The organism is Microcella alkalica (genome assembly GCF_014137945.1).
Classification (GTDB): domain Bacteria; phylum Actinomycetota; class Actinomycetes; order Actinomycetales; family Microbacteriaceae; genus Microcella; species Microcella alkalica.
Window position 1 is genome coordinate 729,358 of record NZ_JACGWX010000001.1, and the last position, 19,484, is coordinate 748,841.

The following is a 19,484-nucleotide window of genomic DNA, read 5'->3' on the forward strand; positions in this document are numbered from 1 at the left end:
GACCCGTGGCACTGACCGCCGACGTGAAAGAGGAACTCGCGCAGCTGGCGGTCACCAAGACCACGGAGCGCGCCGCGGAGCTCGCGACCATCCTCCGTTTCGCCGGCGGGCTGCACCTGATCTCGGGCCGCGTCGCCGTCGAGGTCGAGCTCGACGCCCCGACGATCGCCCGCCGCGTGCGGCGCGATCTCGCCGAGCTCTACGGCATGCGCAGCGACGCAGCGATGATGTCGCCTGGCGGAATCCGCCGGACCCCGACGTACGTCGTGCGGGTCGTCGACGGCGGCGAGACGCTCGCTCGGCAGACGGGCCTGCTGGATGCCCGGCGCCGGCCCGTCCGCGGACTCCCGAACAAGCTCACGACGGGGTCGAAGGAGGAGCTCGCCGCGGTGTGGCGCGGAGCCTTCCTCGCCCACGGCTCGCTCACCGACCCGGGCCGGTCGGCGTCGCTCGAGATCACGTGCCCCGGGAACGAGTCGGCCATGGCGCTCGTCGGCGCAGCGGGTCGACTCGGCATCCCGACGAAAGCGCGCGAAGTGCGCGGCGTGCACCGCGTCGTCATCCGCGACGGCGAGAAGATCAGCCAGATGCTGAGGCTCATGGGGGCGGCCCGGACCGTCTCCGAGTGGGAGGAGCTGCGCCAGCGCCGCGAGGTGCGCGCGACGGCGAACCGCCTGGTCAACTTCGACGACGCGAACCTCCGTCGCTCGGCGCAGGCGGCCGTCGCGGCGTGCGCCCGTGTCGCCCGCGCGATGGAGATCCTCGGCGACGACATCCCCGAGCACCTCCGCTACGCGGGCCAGCTCCGTCTCGACCACCGCGATGCGAGCCTCGACGAGCTCGGTCACCACGCCGACCCGCCCCTGACGAAGGATGCCGTCGCCGGCCGCATCCGCCGCCTCCTCGCGATGGCGGACAAGCGCGCCGAGCAGCTCGGGATCCCCGGCACGGACGCCGACCTGCCGGGCGAAGACGACGACTGAAGCGGGGCGCGGCGAAGGCTGAACGTCCGGTGCGCATCGGGAAGAGGCCCGGGGGCTGAACGGTTGCCGTCAGTAGACTGACAGCCGTCAGCGGGGCCGCCGCCACCGCGGTCTCGGACCATCTGCGACAAGAAAGCACGTGATGTCCGTATACAGCCTTCCCGACCTTCCGTACGACTACGCGGCGCTCGAGCCTCACATCAGCGCGCGCATCATGGAGCTCCACCACTCCAAGCACCACGCGGCCTACGTGACCGGTGCGAACACCGCGCTCGAGAAGATGGCCGAGGCCCGCGAGTCCGGCGATTTCGCCAACATCAACCGCCTCGAGAAGGACCTCGCCTTCCACCTCGGCGGCCACGTGAACCACTCGATCTTCTGGACGAACCTCTCGCCCGAGGGCGGCGACAAGCCCGAGGGCGAGCTCGCATCGGCGATCGACGAGTTCTTCGGCTCCTTCGGCAAGTTCGTCGCCCACTTCACCGCCGCCTCCATGGGGATCCAGGGCTCCGGCTGGGGCGTGTTGTCGTGGGACCCGATCGGACGCCGCCTGGTCATCCAGCAGCTCTTCGACCAGCAGGGCAACACGGCCCAGGCGACCGTTCCTCTGCTGCAGCTCGACATGTGGGAGCACGCCTTCTACCTCGACTACGTGAACGTGAAGGCCGACTACGTCAAGGCCTTCTGGAACATCGTGAACTGGCGCAACGTCGACGAGCGCTTCCGGGCGGCCCGCTCGGGCACTGACGCGCTCCTGCTACTGTCGTAAAGGGTCTCGCGGTCGGGGCCTCGCGCCCCGGCCGCCCCTGAACCCCCTCGAGTCACCACCCTCGAGCCGCCACCCCACCACCCCCGCCGGCGCGCTCTGCGCCGTCCGAACCACCAGGAGTCTGCAGTGAGCGTGAAGATCGGCATCAACGGCTTCGGCCGCATTGGTCGCAACTACCTCCGGGCAGCGCTTGCCCAGGGAAGCGACCTCGAGATCGTGGCCGTGAACGACCTGACGGACAATGCCGCTCTGGCGCACCTGCTCAAGTACGACTCGGTGGGCGGCCCGCTCACTCACGACGTCTCGCACGACGGCGACTCGATCACCGTCGGCGGCAAGCGCATCCGCGTCTTCGCCGAGCGCGAGCCCGCGAACCTGCCGTGGGGCGACCTCGGCGTCGACATCGTCATCGAGTCGACCGGTCGCTTCACCAAGGCGGAGGACGCCAGGAAGCACATCGCCGGCGGCGCCAAGAAGGTCCTCATCTCCGCTCCCGCGACGGGCGACGACGCCACGATCGTCATGGGTGTCAACGAGGAGAACTACGACCCCGCAACGGACGTCATCATCTCCAACGCCTCCTGCACCACGAACTGCCTCGCGCCGCTCGCCAAGGTTTTCAACGACGCCTTCGGCATCGAGCGCGGCTTCATGATGACGGCGCACGCCTACACCGCGGACCAGAACCTCCAGGACGGTCCCCACAGCGACCTCCGCCGCGCGCGCGGCGCCGCGATCAACATCGTCCCGGCCTCCACGGGCGCGGCGAAGGCGATCGGCCTCGTGCTCCCCGAGCTCAACGGCAAGCTCAGCGGATCGTCCTACCGCGTGCCCGTGCCCACCGGCTCGATCGTCGACCTCACGATCATCACGCCCACCGAGGGCCTCACCGTCGACCAGATCAACGCCGCCTACCAGGCCGCCGCGTCGGAGGGTCGCCTCGCCGGCTACCTCCAGTACACCGCCGACCCGATCGTGTCGAGCGACATCCAGCTCAACCCGCACTCGTCGATCTTCGACTCGGGCCTGACGAACGTCAGCGGCAACCTCGTCAAGGTCTCGGCGTGGTACGACAACGAGTGGGGCTACTCCAACCGTCTCGTCGACCTCACCGAGTACGTCGCCGAGCGCCTCTAGGCACGAAGGGCGACCTCACCGTGGCACTGAGAACCATCGAGTCCCTCGGCGAGCTCGCCGGGAAGCGCGTCATCGTGCGCTGCGACCTCAACGTCCCCCTCAAGGACGGAGTCGTGACGGACGACGGACGCATCCGAGCGTCCCTCCCGACGATCAACGCCCTCGTCCACCGCGGAGCGAAGGTCATCGTCGTCTCCCACCTCGGGCGTCCTGACGGCGCCCCGGACGCGAAGTACAGGCTCGGTCCCGTCGCGCAGCGACTGAGCGAGCTCCTCGGCGCCCCCGTCGCCGTCGCCGCTGACACCGTCGGCGACGGCGCGGAGCGCGCGGTCGCGCAGCTGGACAACGGCGCCGTCGCGGTGCTCGAGAACCTTCGCTTCAACCCCGGTGAGACGAGCAAGGACACGGAGGAGCGTCGCGCCTTCGCGGAGAGCCTCGCGCGATTCGGCGACGCCATGGTCTCCGACGGCTTCGGGGTCGTGCACCGCAAGCAGGCGAGCGTCTTCGAGCTCGCGGAGCTGCTGCCGAGCGCGGCCGGCTCGCTCATCTCCACCGAGACCGACGTGCTCGACCGCCTCACCGAGCGTCCCGAGCGCCCGTACACGGTCGTCCTCGGCGGCTCCAAGGTGAGCGACAAGCTCGGCGTCATCGCGCACCTGCTCCCGCGCGTCGACCGGCTCCTGATCGGTGGCGGCATGCTCTTCACCTTCCTCAAGGCGCAGGGTCACGCCGTCGGCGGGAGCCTGCTCGAGGAGGACCAGCTCGAGACGGTTCGCGGCTACCTCGCCGAGGCGAAGGAGCGCGGTGTCGAGATCGTGCTGCCGACCGACGTGGTCGTGGCCGAGCGGTTCGCCGCGGATGCCGACCACGCCGTTCTCGCGGCGGACGCGATCGAGACGGGGCCGGCCGGAGCATCCGGCATCGGCCTCGACATCGGCCCCGAGACCGCGGCGCGCTTCGCGGAGCTCGTGGCCTCGTCGACCACGGTGTTCTGGAACGGCCCGATGGGCGTGTTCGAGTTCCCCGCGTTCGCGAACGGCACGCGCGCGGTCGCGGAGGCGCTGACGCGCGTCCCCGGCCTCGGCGTCGTCGGGGGAGGCGACTCGGCTGCGGCCGTGCGCGCACTCGGCTTCACCGACGAGCAGTTCGGCCACGTCTCCACCGGAGGCGGCGCCAGCCTCGAGTTCCTCGAGGGAAAGAAGCTTCCCGGACTGGAGGTCCTCGGATGGGCGTAGCCCGCATCCCGCTCATCGCGGGCAACTGGAAGATGAATCTCGACCACCTGCAGTCGATCGCGTTCGTGCAGAAGCTCGCATGGGCTCTGAAGGACGCGAAGCACGCCTTCGGCGACGTGGAGGTCGCGGTCTTCCCGCCCTTCACCGATCTGCGAAGCGTGCAGACCCTCATCGCGGCGGACAAGCTCGAGCTCGCGCACGGCGCGCAGGACGTCTCGATGCACGACAGCGGCGCGTACACGGGCGAGATCTCGGGGGCCTTCCTCTCCGCCCTTGCCTGCCGGTACGTGATCATCGGGCACTCCGAGCGCCGCCAGTACCACCACGAGGACGACGAGATCGTCGCGAAGAAGACGGTCGCCGCGCTGCGGCACGGCGTGACGCCCGTCGTCTGCGTGGGGGAGACGGCCGAGGATCTCGAGACCCACGGTCCCTCCGCCGTCCCGATGGCCCAGCTTCGCGTGGTGCTCGACGCGCTCGAGGCGGACGCCGATATCGTCGTCGCCTACGAGCCCGTGTGGGCCATCGGCTCCGGCCAGGCGGCGACGCCTGAGCAGGCGCAGCAGGTCTGCGCCGCTCTGCGCACGACGATCGCCGAGGTGCTCAGCGAGGATGCCGCGGCTCGGACGCGCATCATCTACGGAGGAAGCGTCAAGTCCAGCAACATCGCGGGATTCATGAACCAGAAGGACGTCGACGGGGCCCTCGTCGGCGGCGCGAGCCTCGACGTCGACGAGTTCGCCGCCATCGCGAGATTCCGTCAGCACGTCGGCACCGCGTGACCCGACCGGCCCCTGCCGGTGCGTTAGAGTAGGACGCTGTTCTACACCCCGAGAGGCCCCTATCCCGTGGAAATCCTTCAGGTCGTGCTCCAGGTCATCCTGGGCATCACGAGCCTTCTGCTGACCCTCATGATCCTGCTGCACCGCGGTCGCGGCGGCGGGCTCTCCGACATGTTCGGGGGCGGCGTCACCTCCAACCTCGGGGCATCCGGCGTGGCCGAGCGCAACCTCAACCGCATCACGATCATCCTCGCCCTCGTCTGGGTGACCTCGATCGTGATCCTCGGTCTCATTACCCGCTTCGACGCGGTCTAAGGCAGGAGCATCATGGTTTCCGGAGGCAGCGCAATCCGCGGGTCCCGCGTCGGATCCGGCCCGATGGGGGAGCAGGACCGCGGGGTCCACGCCGACCGCATCGCGGTCTCGTACTGGGACGCTCACGGCAATGAGACCGTCCGCCACTTCGCGGCCAACCTCCCCGACGAGGAGATCCCCGAGGTCATCGACTCGCCGACCTCCGGGCTCCCCGCCGGTCGCGACAAAGACAACCCGCCGCAGCTGGCGAAGAACGAACCGTACAAGACGCACCTCGCCTACGTGAAGGAGCGCCGCAGCGAGGACGAGGCGAAGCAGATCCTCGAGGATGCGCTGACGAAGCTGCGCGAACGCCGCGGCACCTCGGCCTGACGCCGACCCGAACACCGCTCGACGAGAGAAGGGCCCCGACATCCGTCGGGGCCCTTCTCGCATCCCGCCCGTTCTTCCAGCGCATCGCGTCGTGATCTCACAGCGGCCGACGGCCGCTCGTGCGGAAAGCGTTCGCGCGCGGTAACGCGACGACACGACGAGGAAACACCGCCTGTCTAGCGTCGGTCCCATCGTCGCCGGCACCTCGGCCCGGCGCCCCGGGAAAGGACCGCCCATGACCGTGATCTCCGACCGCCCGAACTCTGCGGGGGACGACGCCCTCGACGTCTCCGCCGCCCCGCTCTCCCGTCGTCCTGGACGGTGGATCGACGGATGGGACCCTGAGGATCACGGGCAGTGGGCGTCCGAGGGCCGCCCCATCGCGCGCCGCAACCTGATCTTCTCGATGACGGCCGAGTTCCTCGGCTTCGCGATGCTCGCCCTCTGGGGCATCGTCACCCCGCAGCTGCCCGCGGCGGGCTTCGGCTACTCCGCCGACGAGCTCTTCTGGCTCATCGCCCTCCCCGGGCTCACGGGCGCCGTCATGCGCTTCGCCTACACGTTCACGGTGCCCGTCTTCGGCGGTCGCAACTGGACGATCGTCTCGGCTCTCCTGCTGCTGATCCCCTCCATCGGACTGGCGATCGCGGTCGCCGACCCCACGACGCCGTTCCCCGTCATGCTCGCGATCGCCGCGACCGCGGGCCTCGGAGGCGGCAACTTCACGAGCTCCATGGTCAACATCTCGTTCTTCTACCCCGAGAGGGAGAAGGGCAAGGCCCTCGGCCTCAATGCCGCGGGCGGCAACCTCGGGACGGCGTGGGTGCAGCTCGTCGTCCCGATCGTCATCATCGGCGGCGCGGGCATCGCCCTCGAGCGCGCGGGACTCATATTCGTGCCCCTGTGCATCCTCGCCGCCCTTCTGGCCTGGCGGTACATGGACAACCTGGCGTGCGCGAAGTCCGATCTCCGCAGCTTCCTCCTGGCCTCGCGCAACGGACACACGTGGTTCATCTCCTTCCTGTACATCGGCACCTTCGGCTCCTTCATCGGCTACGCCAACACGTTCCCGACGCTCATGAAGACCGAGTTCCCCGAGGTCACCGCGAACATCGTCTTCCTGGGCGCCCTCCTCGGGGCCCTCGCGCGTCCGATCGGCGGGATGCTCTCCGATCGCTTCGGGGGAGCCCGCGTCACGATCGCCGCATTCGCCACCATGGCGCTCGGGGTCCTTTCCGTGATCACCTCGGTGCGAGCGGAGTCCTTCGCCGGATTCCTCGGAAGCTTCCTCGTTCTCTTCATCGCCGCGGGGATGGGCAACGGCTCCACCTACCGGATGATCCCCGCCGTGTTCCAGCTCGGCGTGACGTCGCACGAGGCGAGCCTCGCCGGTCGTCGCGCCGCTGCGGGGTGCATCGGCATCGCGGGGGCGATCGGCTCGCTCGGCGGGTTCTTCATCCCGCGCGTCTTCGCCGGCCTCGGCATCGAGGGCGGCTTCATCGCCTTCCTCGCCGCGTACGTGGTCATGTCAGCCGCAGTGTGGGCGGTGTACCAGCGCCGGGGCTCCGCGCTCGCGCAGTCCCGAATCTGACCGGGATCCATCGACGCACAAGGGAAACACATGGCACACATCCGCGAAACGCCCGTTCCCTACGGTGGCGGCATGACCCCGGCCGAACCGATGCACCTCGTGGTCATCGGCGCGGGAATGGTGGCCCACCGGCTCGTCGAGTCGCTGCGGGGCCGCGACGCTGACCGCCGCTGGCGAGTCACGGTGCTCGGCGACGAGGGGCGCCGACCCTACGACCGGATCGCGCTCTCCACCGTCGTCGACGGAGGGGACCCCGACGCGCTCCAGCTCGGAGCGCCGCTGCTGTGGAGCGATCCGCGCATCGAGCTCCGGGCGGACGACGCCGCGGTCGCGATCGATCGCGACGAGCACGTCGTCCGCACGCGATCGGGCGCGCGCATCCCCTACGACCGCGTGGTGCTCGCGACGGGGTCGACCGCGCGGCGACCGACCGTGCCTGGCACCGACCTGCGGGGCGTCTTCGTTGTCCGCACGGTCGATGATGCTCTCGCACTACGAGCCTGGGTCGAGGAGCGTCGCGCTCGTCTCGGCACCGTCCGCGGCGCTGTGCTCGGCGGAGGCCTTCTCGGGCTCGAGGCGGCGGGCTCGCTCCGATCGATGGGCGTGCTGACGTCGGTCGTGCAGTCGTCCGGGCGGCTCATGTCCGCTCAGCTCGACGAGGGCGGCGCGGCGGTCCTGCGCCGACTCATCGAGCAGCGGGGCATCCGGGTCCTCACCGAGCGCCGCACGCGCGCTCTGAGCGGCACACCCTCGGGCGAGGTCGGCGGGCTCGTCTTCGCGGATGGCGAGCGCCTCGATGCGGACGTGGTCGTCATCGCGGTCGGCATCGAGCCCCGCGACGAGCTGGCGGTCGCGGCGGGTCTCGCGATCGGCCCTGCGGGCGGCGTCGTCATCGACGAGGGATGCGCGACCTCCGACCCCCGGATCTCCGCCGTCGGCGAGGTGGCGTTCATCGCCGGCGCCTGCCACGGCCTCGTCGCCCCCGGCTACGCCATGGCCGAGGTCCTCGTCGATCGCCTCCTGGGCGGGCCGGCCACCGTGCCCGAGGCGGACACCGCGACCAGGCTCAAGCTCAGCGGCGTCGATGTCGCGAGCTTCGGCGACGCCGGTGGCATATCTCCCGGTGCGCTCGAGGTCGTCTACGCGGATCCCGTCGCGGGCGTGTACCAGAAGCTCGTGATGAGCGACGACGCCCGGGTCCTGCTCGGCGGGATCCTCGTCGGCGATGCGAGCGCGTACGCGAGCCTGCGTCCGATGCTGGGTCGCCAGCTCGGTGCCGACCCCGCCGCCTACCTCGGCCCCGCGGGCGGAACGGCGTCGTCGGGCGAGCTGCCGGACGACGCCGTTGCCTGTTCCTGCAACTCGGTCGGCGTCGGTGCCGTCCGCGCCGCCGTCACCGACCACGGGTGCACCGATCTCGCTGGGGTGAAGGCGTGCAGCTCGGCGGGCACGAGCTGCGGCTCGTGCATCCCGCTCGTGAAGAAGATCATGACGACGGAGCTCGCGCGCGCCGGGGTCGAGACGAGCACCGCGCTGTGCGAGCACGTCGCTCTCTCGCGCCCGCAGCTGTTCGAGGCGGTGAGGATCGGGCGCCTCACCTCGTTCTCCGAGGTCATCGCGAAGCACGGGACCGGACGCGGTTGCGACATCTGCAAGCCGGCGATCGCGTCGATCCTGAGCTCTCTGCACGGCGGGCACCCGCTCGACGGCGAGCACTCGACCCTTCAGGACACGAACGACCACGTGATGGCGAACCTGCAGAAGGATGGAAGCTACTCGGTCGTCCCGCGGATTCCCGCGGGGGAGATCACGCCCGAGGGTCTGCTCGCTATCGGCGAGGTGGCCCGCGACTTCGGTCTGTACACGAAGATCACCGGCGCGCAGCGAATCGACCTCTTCGGCGCGCGGCTCGAGCAGCTGCCCGACATCTGGCGGCGGCTCGTGGACGCAGGCTTCGAGTCGGGGCACGCCTACGGCAAGTCTTTGCGTGCGGTGAAGAGCTGCGTCGGCTCGACCTGGTGCCGGTACGGCGTGCAGGACTCGGTCCGCCTCGCGATCGAGCTCGAGCTGCGCTATCGCGGACTCCGCTCGCCGCACAAGCTCAAGATGGGGGTCTCGGGCTGCGCGCGCGAGTGCGCGGAGGCGCGCGGGAAGGACATCGGCGTGATCGCGACGGAGAAGGGCTGGAACCTCTACGTCGGCGGGAACGGCGGCTTCACGCCACGCCACGCCACGCTGTTCGCGGAGGACCTCGACACCGAGACCCTCGTCCGCACGATCGACCGGATCCTCATCTACTACATCCGCAGCGCCGACCGGCTCCAACGCACCGCCTCCTGGCTCGAGGAGGTCGAGGGCGGCGTGGAGGCCGTGCGCGCGATCGTCGTGGACGACGTGCTCGGCCTCGGCGCGGAGCTCGACGCCGCGATCGCGGAGCATCTGGAGCGCTACGAGGACGAGTGGCGAACGACGCTCGATGATCCGCAGAAGCTCGAGCGATTCGCCTCGTTCATCAACGCCCCGCGCGAGCCCGACCCGTCGTTGGGCTACGTCGCCGAGCGCGGGCAGGGCCGGCCGGCGCGGCAGGACGAGCGCGATGCGGTCGCGAGAGGCGATAGCGCAGTGCTCATCGCGGGGACGATGCTGGAGGTACGGCGATGACGATGGAGATCACCCGAGCGGCCCCCGAGCGCGAGGGCGAGCGCTCCGAGGAGCCCGAGCGCTGGGAGCCGGTGTGCCATCTGGCCGAGCTGCCTCTCGAGCGCGGCGCCGCAGCTCTCGTCGCCGGCCGGCAGGTCGCGCTGTTCCGCCTCGACGACGGGGCCGTCGTCGCCGTCTGCCAGCGCGACCCGTACAGCGGCGCATACGTCGTAGCGCGCGGGATCGTGGGCAGCCGCGCGGGACGGCCGACCGTCGCCTCACCCATGTACAAGCACGTCTTCGATCTCCGCACGGGCGAGTGCGTCGAGACGCACGGCGGGGAGGCGCGTCCCCTTCGCACCTACGCCACGCGCGTCATCGACGGCGTCGTCCACATCGCCCGGGCGGTCACCGCGTGACCGCGATGCTCGGCGTCGAGCTCGCCGGTCGGCGCGTCGTCCTCGTCGGCGGAGGCGACGTCTCGGCGAGGCGCGCGCGTCGGCTCGTCGACGAGGGGGCGCTCCTCCACGTCGTGGCTCGGGAGATCGCCCCCGTCCTCAGCGAGCTCGTCGAGAGCGGCCTCGCCACCTGGAGCCAGCGGGACGTCGTCGCCGGCGACCTCGACGAGGCATGGCTCGTCCACGCCGCGACCGGCGATCCCGCTGTCGACGGCGCCGTCGCCTCCTGGGCGGAGACCAGGCGGATCTGGTGCGTCGTCGCGAGCGCCGTGCAGACCGGAAGCGCCCGCCTTCCGGCTCAGGAGCGCGCCGAGGGCGTGGTCATCGGTGTCGCCTCCGACGGCGCGGCGGATCCGCGCCGCTGCGCCTCCGTCGCCCGCGAGCTCTCGCTGACCGTGAGGTCGGGCGCTGTCGACCTCCGTCGTCGTCGTGCCTCAGTCTCCGGCTCAGTCGTCCTCGTGGGCGGCGGGCCGGGCGCCGCCGATCTCCTCACCGTCCGCGGCGCCCGCGCACTCGCCGCGGCCGACGTCGTGGTCACCGATCGTCTCGGAGCGGTGGATGCTCTCGCCGAGCTGCCCGCGGGCGTCGAGATCGTCGACGTCGGCAAGCGGCCGGGCCATCACCCGGTGCCGCAGGAGGAGATCAACGCACTGCTGATCCGGCTCGCGGGGGAGGGCCGCCGCGTCGTGCGCCTGAAGGGAGGGGACCCGTTCGTGTACGGCCGAGGGGGCGAGGAGGTCGCCGCCTGCCGCGCGGCGGGCGTGGCGATCGAGGTCGTGCCCGGCATCTCGAGTGCGATCGCCGTCCCGGCGGCCGCGGGCATCCCGATCACGCACCGCGGCGTCGCGGACGGCGTGCGCATCGCGACCGGGCACGAGGCGCTCGACTCGCGAGTGCTCGGCGCGCTTCTGGACGAGCGCACGACGCTCGTCGTGCTCATGGGGGTCGGCACGCTCCCGGTGCTCGTGTCGCGGGCTCTCGCGCTCGGCGTCGACCCTCGGCTGCCCGTCGCCATCGTCGAGCGCGGGTGCACTCCCGAGCAGCGAACGACCCGAGCGGTGCTCGCCGAGATTCTCGCGTCGGCCGCTCACGCCGGGGTGCGCAACCCGGCCGTCATCGTGATGGGGCGCGTCGCCGCGCCCGATCTCCTCGACGCCGCTCCCGTCGCGCCTCAAGGGTCGGCGCCTCACGCGATGGCTCGGCCCGCCGGATGACGGGCGGCGGCGGGATGACGGTGACACCGATGCAGCAGCAGCACCTCGCGGGCTGCCGCATCCTGATCACCGCCGACCGCCGATCGACGGAGCTCGCCGTCGCGCTCGGCCGGCACGGGGCCCAGGTCAGCACGGCGGCCGCGATCTCGGTCGTGCCCGTGCTCGACGACGACGAGCTCATCGCGGCGACGCGCCGGGTGATCGCCGAACCGCCGGACGCGATCGTGGTGACCACGGGCATCGGGTTCCGAGGCTGGGTCGAGGCCGCCGACGCGCACGGTCTCGCCGACGACCTCGTCGGAGCCCTGCGCTCGGGCCGCATCGTCGCGCGCGGGCCGAAGGCGCGAGGCGCCATCCAGCAGGCCGGTCTCGTGCCCGACTGGGTGTCGGAGAGCGAGACCTCGGCGGAGCTCGGCGCCTACCTGCTCGACGAGGGCGTCGAGGGACTGCGCATCGTCGTCCAGCACCACGGATCCGGGTCCGACGGCCTCGACGAGGCCTTCGTCGCCGCGGGGGCCCGCGTCGACCCGATCGTGGTGTACCGCTGGGGCCCGCCGAAGGATCCTGGTGCTCTGCGCGACTCCGTGCGGGAGTGCGCGGCGGGGCGACTCGACGGCGTCGTCTTCACCTCCGCCCCCGGCGCGCAGGCGTGGCTCGACGCCGCGACGCGCGCGGGCGTCGACCAGGATGTCCGCGCCGCCTTCGTCGACGGCCCGACTCTCGCCGCCGCGGTCGGCCCGGTCACGGCCATGCCGCTTCTCGCGCTCGGCGTGGATCCGCTCGTGCCCGACCGCGGTCGACTCGGGTCGCTCGTCCGGGCCGTCGTCACGCACTACGCCGTGAAGCGCGCGACCGCAATCCGCACGGTCGCGGGTCCGCTGCAGGTGCGCGCGACCGCCGCGCTGCTCGACGATCGCGATCTCGAGCTCACGCCCACCGTGCTCGCGATCCTGCGCGCGCTCGCTCGAGCGAACGGAGACGTCGTGGTCCGCGACGAGCTGCTGACGTCGCTGCCGGGGGATTCTCGCGACCCGCACGCGGTCGAGGTCGCGATCGCGCGTCTCCGGCAGGCCGCCCGGGACCCGAGGGTGGTTCGCACGGTCGTCAAGCGCGGATACCGATTGGAGCTCGCCGATGCCTGACACGCTGGTCGAGGCCGAGAGCGATCCGCACATCCTGATCGCCTGCGCGCACGGCACAGACGACGTCACGGGGCGCAGGGTCGTGCGCTCGATCGTCGACGACATCCGCCGTCGCCGCCCGGATCTGGATGTGCGGGAGGCGTTCGTCGACGTGCAGGAGCCGTCCCTGCCCGACGTCGTCGACGCGCTGCCTCCCGGGGCGAGTGCCGTCATCGTTCCTCTCCTGCTCTCGGTCGGCTTCCACACGGCCGTCGACATCGCCGAGGCGGCGCAGTCGGGCGGCGGACGCGTGATGGCCGCCCCGCCCCTCGGTCCGGACTGCCGTCTCGCGGCGATCATCGCCGAACGCCTCCGCGCCGCGGGCGCCACCCCGCGCGACAGGGTCGTGCTCGCCGCGGCCGGATCCAGCAGGCCCGAGGCCGCGGCAGCCGTCACGCGACTCGCCGACTCCGTTCGCGACCGCTGGCCCGGCTCGATCTCGATTGGGTACGGCGCGGGGGCGCACCCCCGTGTTCCGGCGGCGGTGGAGACCGCTCGCGGCGACGCCGCGACGTGCGGGGCCGTCGAGCGCGTGGTCATCGCCTCGTACCTGCTCGCCCCCGGATACTTCCACGATCGACTGCTCGAGGCCGGTGCGGATCGGGTCACGGCACCGCTCGGGCCGGATCCTCGCCTCGCTGCGATCGCGCTCGACCGATACGCGGAAGCGCTCGCGCGGCGATCCGTGCTGGTCTGACGCGCCGCGTAGCGCGGGCCGCGGCCGGTCAGCTCCCGCCGGGCATCCAATCCTTCTGGTCCATCGCGCCCGTCCAGTACGACGTCGGCATGACGAGAGCCTCGGGCACCTCGGCCGAGGCCGCCTGGTCGATGAAGAAGACGGTGCGCTTCCTGCCGAGGACTCCCGCGACCGGGACATCCGCCGGCGAGGCGCCCGCGAGCGCGAGACCCAGCGCCGGGGCCTTGTCGCCGCCGGCGAGGACGAGCCAGATCCGCTCGGAGGTGTTGATGAGCGGGAGTGTCAGGCTCAGTCGCTCCGGCGGCGGCTTGGGGGAGTCGTGAACGGCGATCACTCCGATCGTCGTGACGGTCGGACCATCGCGCTCGGGGAAGAGCGAAGCGATGTGGCCGTCGGGGCCCACGCCGAGGAAGGTGATCGCGAAGACCGGGTGCTTCTCGCCCTCGCGGGCGGCGGCGCGCAGCTCGGCCTCGTAGGCGGCGGCGGCCTCTTCGAGCGAGAGCCCGGCGTCGCTCGCCGGGAACGGGTGGACCTTCGCCTCGTCGACCGGGACGTGGTCGAGGAGGGCCTCTCGGGCCTGCTTCTCGTTGCGCTCGTCATCGTCGCGCGGCAGCCAGCGCTCATCGCCCCACCACACGTGCACGCGCGACCAGTCGATGCTGTTGCGCGCCGGTGAACCCGCGATCGCGTCGAGCACCTCGATGCCGACGGAGCCGCCGGTCAGGACGATGTGGGCCTCCCCCTCGTCCTCGATCAGGTCGATGACCTTGGTGAGGAAGCGCGCGGCGACGGACGCCGCGAGGGCCGCCCGATCGGGGTGGACGAGGACACGACGGTCGGTGGTCACTGGAGCCTTTCGGGGTGGAGCGGCGGGGGGACCCGTGGGGGTCAGACCCGGGCGTCAAGCCCCGAGCGGAGCACGTCGCCGTAGACGTCATCAGGGTCGAGCCTACGCAATTCCTCGGCGAGGCACTCGCGCAGCCCACGGCGGGGGAGGGAGAGCTCGTGGGTCGGCTGGCCCGCCTGCGAGAGCTGGGCGACGGCAGGCTGCACGCGCTCGAGGCGCACCGCTCCGGTCGCGCGGTGCAGGACTACGCGGTGGATGCCCGCCGTCGGGTTCCCGTCGGCGACATCGACCGTGACGGGCACCTGCAGCTGGCGGCGCAGCCACGCCGCGAGCAGGAGGGTCGAGGGGGAGTCGGGGGCGCCCGCAACCTCAGCGCTCGTAATGGGCTCGTACGGCGGCTGGTCGAGGGCCGCGGCGAGCTGTCCGCGCCACAGGGTCAGGCGGGTCCAGGCGAAGTCGGTGTCGCCGGGCTTGTAGTCCTCGGCGAGACGAGCGAGCATCCCCACCGGGTCATCGGAGGCGCCGCTGTCGGTGATGCGACGCTGAGCGATCCGGCCGAGCGGAGTCTCGCACGCGCGCTGGCTGGGGCACTCGCCCGGCCACCAGGTGACGACGGGCGCATCGGGCAGCAGCAGGCCGGTCACGAGACCCTGCTGATCGCGTGCGGTTTCGCCGTGGGCGCGCAGGACGATGACCTCGCTCGCGCCGGCGTCTCCGCCCACGCGGATCTCCGCGTCGAGACGGGGCTCTTCGCCCGCGCCGTTCGTCGACACCACGATGATGCGCATGGGATGCTCGCGCGAGGCCTCGTTGGCGGCCTCGATGGCCTCCTCCTCGGCTCCGATCGCGGTCGCGATGACGAGCGTGAGAACGCGGCCGAGGGCGACCGCGCCGCCCTCCTCGCGGAGGGTGACGAGCTTCTTCGACACCTGGCTCGTGGTCGTGTCGGGCAGGTCGATGATCACGGGCGCCTCCAGACGCGGCCGTCGCGGGCGAGCAGGTCGTCCGCGGACTTCGGGCCCCAGGTTCCGGGGGCGTACTGCTCGGGGCGGCCCTGCGTCGCCCAGAACTCCTCGATGGGGTCGAGGATCTTCCAGCTGAGCTCGACCTCCTCGTGGCGCGGGAAGAGCGGAGGCTCGCCTAGCAGCACGTCGAGGATGAGGCGCTCGTAAGCCTCCGGGCTCTGCTCGGTGAATGCGTGGCCGTAGCCGAAGTCCATCGTCACGTCGCGCACCTGCATGCCCGCGCCCGGCACCTTCGACCCGAACCGCATCGTCACGCCCTCGTCGGGCTGCACGCGGATCACGAGGGCGTTCTGCCCGAGCGCCGAGGTCTGGCTCTCGGCGAAGAGGTACTGCGGCGCGCGCTTGAACACCACGGCGATCTCGGTGACGCGGCGACCGAGGCGCTTGCCCGCCCGTAGGTAGAACGGCACGCCCGCCCAGCGCCGAGTGGAGATGTCCAGGCGCATGGCCGCGTAGGTCTCCGTGACCGACTCGGGGTTCATGCCCTCCTCCTCCAGGAACCCGGGCACGAGCTCGCCGCCCTGCCACCCGCTCGCGTACTGGCCGCGCGCCGTGGCCGTCGAGAGGTCCTTCGGCAGGCGCACCGCCGAGAGAACCTTCTCCTTCTCGGCGCGCAGGTCGGCGGCGTCGAACGAGACGGGCTCCTCCATCGCCGTGAGGGCGAGCAGCTGCAGCAGGTGGTTCTGGATGACGTCGCGCGCCGCGCCGATGCCGTCGTAGTAGCCGGCCCGGCCGCCCACGCCGATGTCCTCCGCCATTGTGATCTGCACGTGGTCGACGTAGTTCGCGTTCCAGATCGGCTCGTACATCATGTTGGCGAACCGCAGAGCCAGGAGGTTCTGGACGGTCTCCTTGCCGAGGTAGTGATCGATGCGGAAGACCGAGTCCGGCGGGAACACCGACTCGACGACGGCGTTGAGCTCGCGCGCGGTCGTCAGGTCGTTGCCGAACGGCTTCTCGATGACGACGCGACGCCACTCGCCGTCCTTCGCCTCGGCGAGCCCGCTGCGGCGAAGCTGCTCGGTCACGACCGGGAACGACTTCGGCGGGATCGACAGGTAGAACGCGTGGTTGCCCATCGTCCCGCGCTCTCTGTCGAGCTCCGCGATCGTCTCCGACAGCCGTTCGAATGCGCCGTCGTCGTCGAAATCGCCCGACACGAAGCGGATGCCCGCCGCGAGCTGCTTCCAGGTGGCCTCGTCGAACGGCGTGCGCGCGTGCTGCTTCACGGCGTCGTGCACAACCTTCTCGAAGTCCTGGTCCTCCCAGTCGCGTCTGGCGAACCCGACCAGGGCGAATCCCGGGGGCAGCAGCCCGCGATTGGCGAGGTCGTACACCGCGGGCATGAGCTTCTTGCGCGACAGGTCGCCCGTCACGCCGAAGATGATCAGCCCGCTCGGTCCCGCGATGCGGGCGAGCCGGCGATCCTCGACGGAGCGCAGGGGATTGTTCTCCGGCGAGATCTCGACCGGTGCCATGGTTCTCCTCTTCGGCCGTGCCGGTCAGTCGATCGCCGCGATGAGCGCGGCGATCGCGTCCTCGTCCGCGACGGCGAGCGTCACGACGGGGCGGCCGTGCTCGGCGAGCACGCGCGCATCGCCCGCGGCCTGCGCGGCGATGAGCTGGCCGAAGGTGAACGGCCGGTCGGCGATCTCGAGGTCGTCGGAGGTGCCCCCCACAATCTGGAGGAACACCCCGTGCGCGGGCCCGCCCTTGTGGTACTGACCCGTCGAGTGCAGGAACCGCGGGCCCCAGCCGAAGGTGACGGGGCGCCCGCTCGCGGCCGCGAGCCGGTGACGCACTGCCTCGAGCTCGGGGTGCGCGGTGCGGTCGAGGTAGGCCTGGACGGCGATGTAGCCGTCCGCCGGCACGGCGTCGCGCAGTCGGGCGACGGCCTGCGCGGCGGTCGTCGCACCGGCGAGCAGCTCGGCGGGGCCGGTGACGGCGATGCCGCCGTCGACGAAGACGGGCGCGACCGGCTCGGGGCGGGCATCCAGCAGTCCGCGCGCGGCGATCTTCGCCGACTCGACGTCGGGCTGATCGAACGGATTGATGCCGAGCAGGATGCCCGCGACGGCCGTGGCGTACTTCCACGTCATGAGCAGCCCGCCGAGCGATCCCGACACCTCGATCTCACCGGGAGCGACCTCCTCGGTGGCGCGCGCGTTCGCGACGAGACGGACCACCTGGATGTCCGGTGCGCCGGAGTGGAGCTCGGGAGCATCCGAGCCGACGACGACGGGGAGGATGCCGGTGCCGTCCTTGCCGGTCGACTCGGCGATCAGCTGCTCGACCCAGTCGCCGAAGCCGACGATGTGCGTGCCATCGGCGACGATGACAAGCTTGTCGCGGCGCGGCTCGGTGCCCGCGATCGCCGCGCCGAGCTGCAGCCCGGGGTTCGACGCGCTGTCGATGGCGAGCGGGGCGAGCGCAGCCTCCGCCTCGTCGAGGATCTCCTCGATGTCGGCGCCCGCGAGTCCGGAGGGCACGAGGCCGAAGGCCGTGAGCGCCGAGTAGCGTCCGCCGACGGTGGGATCGGCGCGGAAGACGCGGTAGCCGGCGGCGAGCGACGCCTGCTCGAGGGGGGAGTCGGGGTCGGTGACGATGACGATGCGCTCGGCCGGATCGATGCCCGCGGCGCGGAAGGCAGCCTCGAATGCCCGCTTCTGGCTGTCGGTCTCGACCGTCGACCCCGACTTCGACGAGACGACGACGACCGTTTCGGCGAGCCGGTGCTCGACGACGGCGCGGACCTGGCCGGGATCGGTCGAGTCGAGCACGACGAGGTCGGCGCCGAGCGTTCGCGTGATGACCTCGGGGGCGAGCGACGAACCGCCCATGCCGCAGAGCACGACCCGGGTGACGCCGCGCGCCGCGAGGTCGTCGCGCAGCGCGATGATCGCGGGCACGAGCGGGCGCGAGACCGAGACGGCCTGCGTCCAGCCGAGGCGCTTCTCGGCCTCGTCCTCCGCAGCAGGGCCCCAGAGCGTGGCGTCCCCGTTCGTCATGCGGCTCGCGACGAGTTGTTCGACGAGCTGCGGCACGTGCCGTGCGATGGCGTCCGCTGCGGGGCCGCGGGCTCCGATGGTCGCCGTCATCGGGCGGCCTCGAGAGCGGCCGTGACAGTGTCGAGGAGCTCGTTCCAGCTCACGATGAACTTCTCGACGCCCTCCTTTTCGAGCAGGGCCGTGACTTCCGCAACCGAGATGCCCAAGCTCTCGAGCGCGGCGAGGACCTCGCGCGAGGCCTCGTAGCCACCGGTCACCTGGTCGCCGGTGATCACGCCGTGGTCGAAGGTCGCCTCGAGCGTCTTCTCGGGCATCGTGTTGACGGTCTGGCCGACAGCGAGCTCGGTCACGTAGAGGGTGTCGGGGAGCGCCGGGTCCTTGACCCCGGTCGAGGCCCACAGCGGGCGCTGGACGTTCGCCCCGCCGCCGATGAGCTCCTGGGCCCGCGCGCCGGCGAACTCCTGCTCGAACAGCTCGTAGGCGAGGCGCGCGTTGGCGATGCCGGCCTTGCTCTTGAGCGCCAGCGCCTCCGGGCTCCCGATGGCGACGAGCCGCTTGTCGATCTCGGTGTCGACGCGCGAGACGAAGAACGACGCCACCGAGTGGATCGTCGCGAGGTCGATACCCGCATCGCGCGCCTTCTCGAGGCCCGCGAGGTAGGCCTCGATGACCTCGCGGTAGCGCTCGAGGCTGAAGATGAGGGTGACGTTGACGCTGATGCCCGCGCCGATCGTTTCGGTGATGGCCTCGAGACCCTCGCGGGTCGCGGGGATCTTGATCATCGCGTTGGGGCGGTCGACCTTCGCCCACAGTTGCCGGGCCTGCTCGATGGTGCCGGCCGCGTCGTGCGCGAGGCCGGGCTCGACCTCGATCGAGACGCGGCCGTCCTGTCCTGCGGAGCTCGCGTAGATCGGGGCGAAGATGTCGCACGCCGCAGCGACGTCGTCCGTCGTGATCTCGAAGACCGCATCGGTGACGTCGACGCCCGCGCCCGCGAGGTCTCGCACCTGCGCGTCGTACGTCGTGCCGGTCGCGAGCGCGGCGGCGAAGATCGTCGGGTTCGTGGTGACGCCGACGACGCCGCGATTCTCGATGAGCGAGGCGAGCGCGCCGGAGCCGATGCGGTCGCGCGACAGGTCGTCGAGCCAGATGCTCACGCCGAGGGCGCTCAGCTGGGCGGTGGGGGTGGGGGTGGGGCTCATGGTGTCCTCTTTTGTCTCGTGCCCGGCG

The 19,484-nt window shown here is 71.3% G+C and carries 18 protein-coding genes; 13 read left to right on the forward strand and 5 right to left on the reverse strand.

Annotated elements, in window-relative coordinates:
• Positions 1 to 5 precede the first annotated feature (5 nt).
• From whiA to FHX53_RS03540, 13 genes are all read left to right on the forward strand, one after another.
• Positions 6 to 983, forward strand: coding sequence for a DNA-binding protein WhiA (gene whiA, locus FHX53_RS03480; protein ID WP_182489929.1), 978 nt, complete (start codon positions 6 to 8; stop codon positions 981 to 983).
• 142 nt (positions 984 to 1,125) lie between these two features.
• Complete coding sequence (locus FHX53_RS03485; protein WP_182489930.1) at positions 1,126 to 1,752, forward strand: superoxide dismutase; 627 nt, start codon at positions 1,126 to 1,128, stop codon at positions 1,750 to 1,752.
• 126 nt (positions 1,753 to 1,878) lie between these two features.
• On the forward strand, positions 1,879 to 2,889 hold the full coding sequence (gene gap / locus FHX53_RS03490; RefSeq protein WP_182489931.1) for a type I glyceraldehyde-3-phosphate dehydrogenase: 1,011 nt from the start codon (positions 1,879 to 1,881) through the stop codon (positions 2,887 to 2,889).
• Positions 2,890 to 2,909: 20 nt separating this feature from the next.
• Positions 2,910 to 4,124, forward strand: coding sequence for a phosphoglycerate kinase (locus tag FHX53_RS03495; protein WP_182489932.1), 1,215 nt, complete (start codon positions 2,910 to 2,912; stop codon positions 4,122 to 4,124).
• Positions 4,115 to 4,906 (forward strand): triose-phosphate isomerase, encoded by a 792-nt coding sequence (gene tpiA / locus FHX53_RS03500; protein ID WP_182489933.1) that lies wholly within the window; start codon positions 4,115 to 4,117, stop codon positions 4,904 to 4,906. Before FHX53_RS03495 ends, tpiA begins: the two co-directional genes overlap by 10 nt.
• A gap of 66 nt (positions 4,907 to 4,972) precedes the next feature.
• Positions 4,973 to 5,221 (forward strand): preprotein translocase subunit SecG, encoded by a 249-nt coding sequence (gene secG / locus FHX53_RS03505; protein WP_182489934.1) that lies wholly within the window; start codon positions 4,973 to 4,975, stop codon positions 5,219 to 5,221.
• A gap of 12 nt (positions 5,222 to 5,233) precedes the next feature.
• Entirely contained in the window at positions 5,234 to 5,593 is a 360-nt protein-coding gene (locus tag FHX53_RS03510) for an RNA polymerase-binding protein RbpA (RefSeq protein ID WP_182489935.1), read from the forward strand.
• 235 nt (positions 5,594 to 5,828) lie between these two features.
• Complete coding sequence (locus FHX53_RS03515; protein WP_182489936.1) at positions 5,829 to 7,184, forward strand: MFS transporter; 1,356 nt, start codon at positions 5,829 to 5,831, stop codon at positions 7,182 to 7,184.
• Positions 7,185 to 7,256: 72 nt separating this feature from the next.
• Entirely contained in the window at positions 7,257 to 9,845 is a 2,589-nt protein-coding gene (gene nirB / locus FHX53_RS03520; protein ID WP_182489937.1) for a nitrite reductase large subunit NirB, read from the forward strand.
• A gap of 2 nt (positions 9,846 to 9,847) precedes the next feature.
• Positions 9,848 to 10,243, forward strand: a complete 396-nt coding sequence (gene nirD, locus FHX53_RS03525; RefSeq protein WP_182489938.1) for a nitrite reductase small subunit NirD — start codon at positions 9,848 to 9,850, stop codon at positions 10,241 to 10,243.
• Positions 10,244 to 10,248: 5 nt separating this feature from the next.
• A complete protein-coding gene (cobA, locus tag FHX53_RS03530; RefSeq protein ID WP_220476178.1) occupies positions 10,249 to 11,496 on the forward strand; it encodes a uroporphyrinogen-III C-methyltransferase in 1,248 nt (415 codons plus the stop codon).
• Between the two features lie 14 nt (positions 11,497 to 11,510).
• On the forward strand, positions 11,511 to 12,638 hold the full coding sequence (locus FHX53_RS03535; protein WP_246335385.1) for a uroporphyrinogen-III synthase: 1,128 nt from the start codon (positions 11,511 to 11,513) through the stop codon (positions 12,636 to 12,638).
• Positions 12,631 to 13,374 carry a sirohydrochlorin chelatase gene (locus FHX53_RS03540; RefSeq protein WP_182489940.1) on the forward strand — a complete coding sequence of 248 codons (744 nt, stop codon included), beginning with the start codon at positions 12,631 to 12,633 and terminating at the stop codon, positions 13,372 to 13,374. Before FHX53_RS03535 ends, FHX53_RS03540 begins: the two co-directional genes overlap by 8 nt.
• 28 nt (positions 13,375 to 13,402) lie before the next feature.
• Here the strand turns inward: FHX53_RS03540 and pgl are convergent, their stop codons facing one another.
• The 5 genes from pgl to tal are packed head-to-tail and all read right to left on the reverse strand — an operon-like array spanning position 13,403 to position 19,456.
• A complete protein-coding gene (gene pgl, locus FHX53_RS03545; RefSeq protein WP_182489941.1) occupies positions 13,403 to 14,221 on the reverse strand; it encodes a 6-phosphogluconolactonase in 819 nt (272 codons plus the stop codon).
• A gap of 41 nt (positions 14,222 to 14,262) precedes the next feature.
• A complete protein-coding gene (locus FHX53_RS03550; protein ID WP_182489942.1) occupies positions 14,263 to 15,186 on the reverse strand; it encodes a glucose-6-phosphate dehydrogenase assembly protein OpcA in 924 nt (307 codons plus the stop codon).
• Positions 15,183 to 16,724: a glucose-6-phosphate dehydrogenase gene (gene zwf, locus FHX53_RS03555; protein ID WP_182489943.1), complete on the reverse strand. Its 1,542-nt coding sequence runs from the start codon at positions 16,722 to 16,724 to the stop codon at positions 15,183 to 15,185. Before zwf ends, FHX53_RS03550 begins: the two co-directional genes overlap by 4 nt.
• Before the next feature lie 24 nt (positions 16,725 to 16,748).
• A complete protein-coding gene (locus tag FHX53_RS03560; protein ID WP_182489944.1) occupies positions 16,749 to 18,344 on the reverse strand; it encodes a glucose-6-phosphate isomerase in 1,596 nt (531 codons plus the stop codon).
• Positions 18,341 to 19,456 (reverse strand): transaldolase, encoded by a 1,116-nt coding sequence (gene tal, locus FHX53_RS03565; RefSeq protein WP_182489945.1) that lies wholly within the window; start codon positions 19,454 to 19,456, stop codon positions 18,341 to 18,343. The genes FHX53_RS03560 and tal overlap by 4 nt, the downstream gene beginning before the upstream one ends.
• Positions 19,457 to 19,484 lie beyond the last annotated feature (28 nt).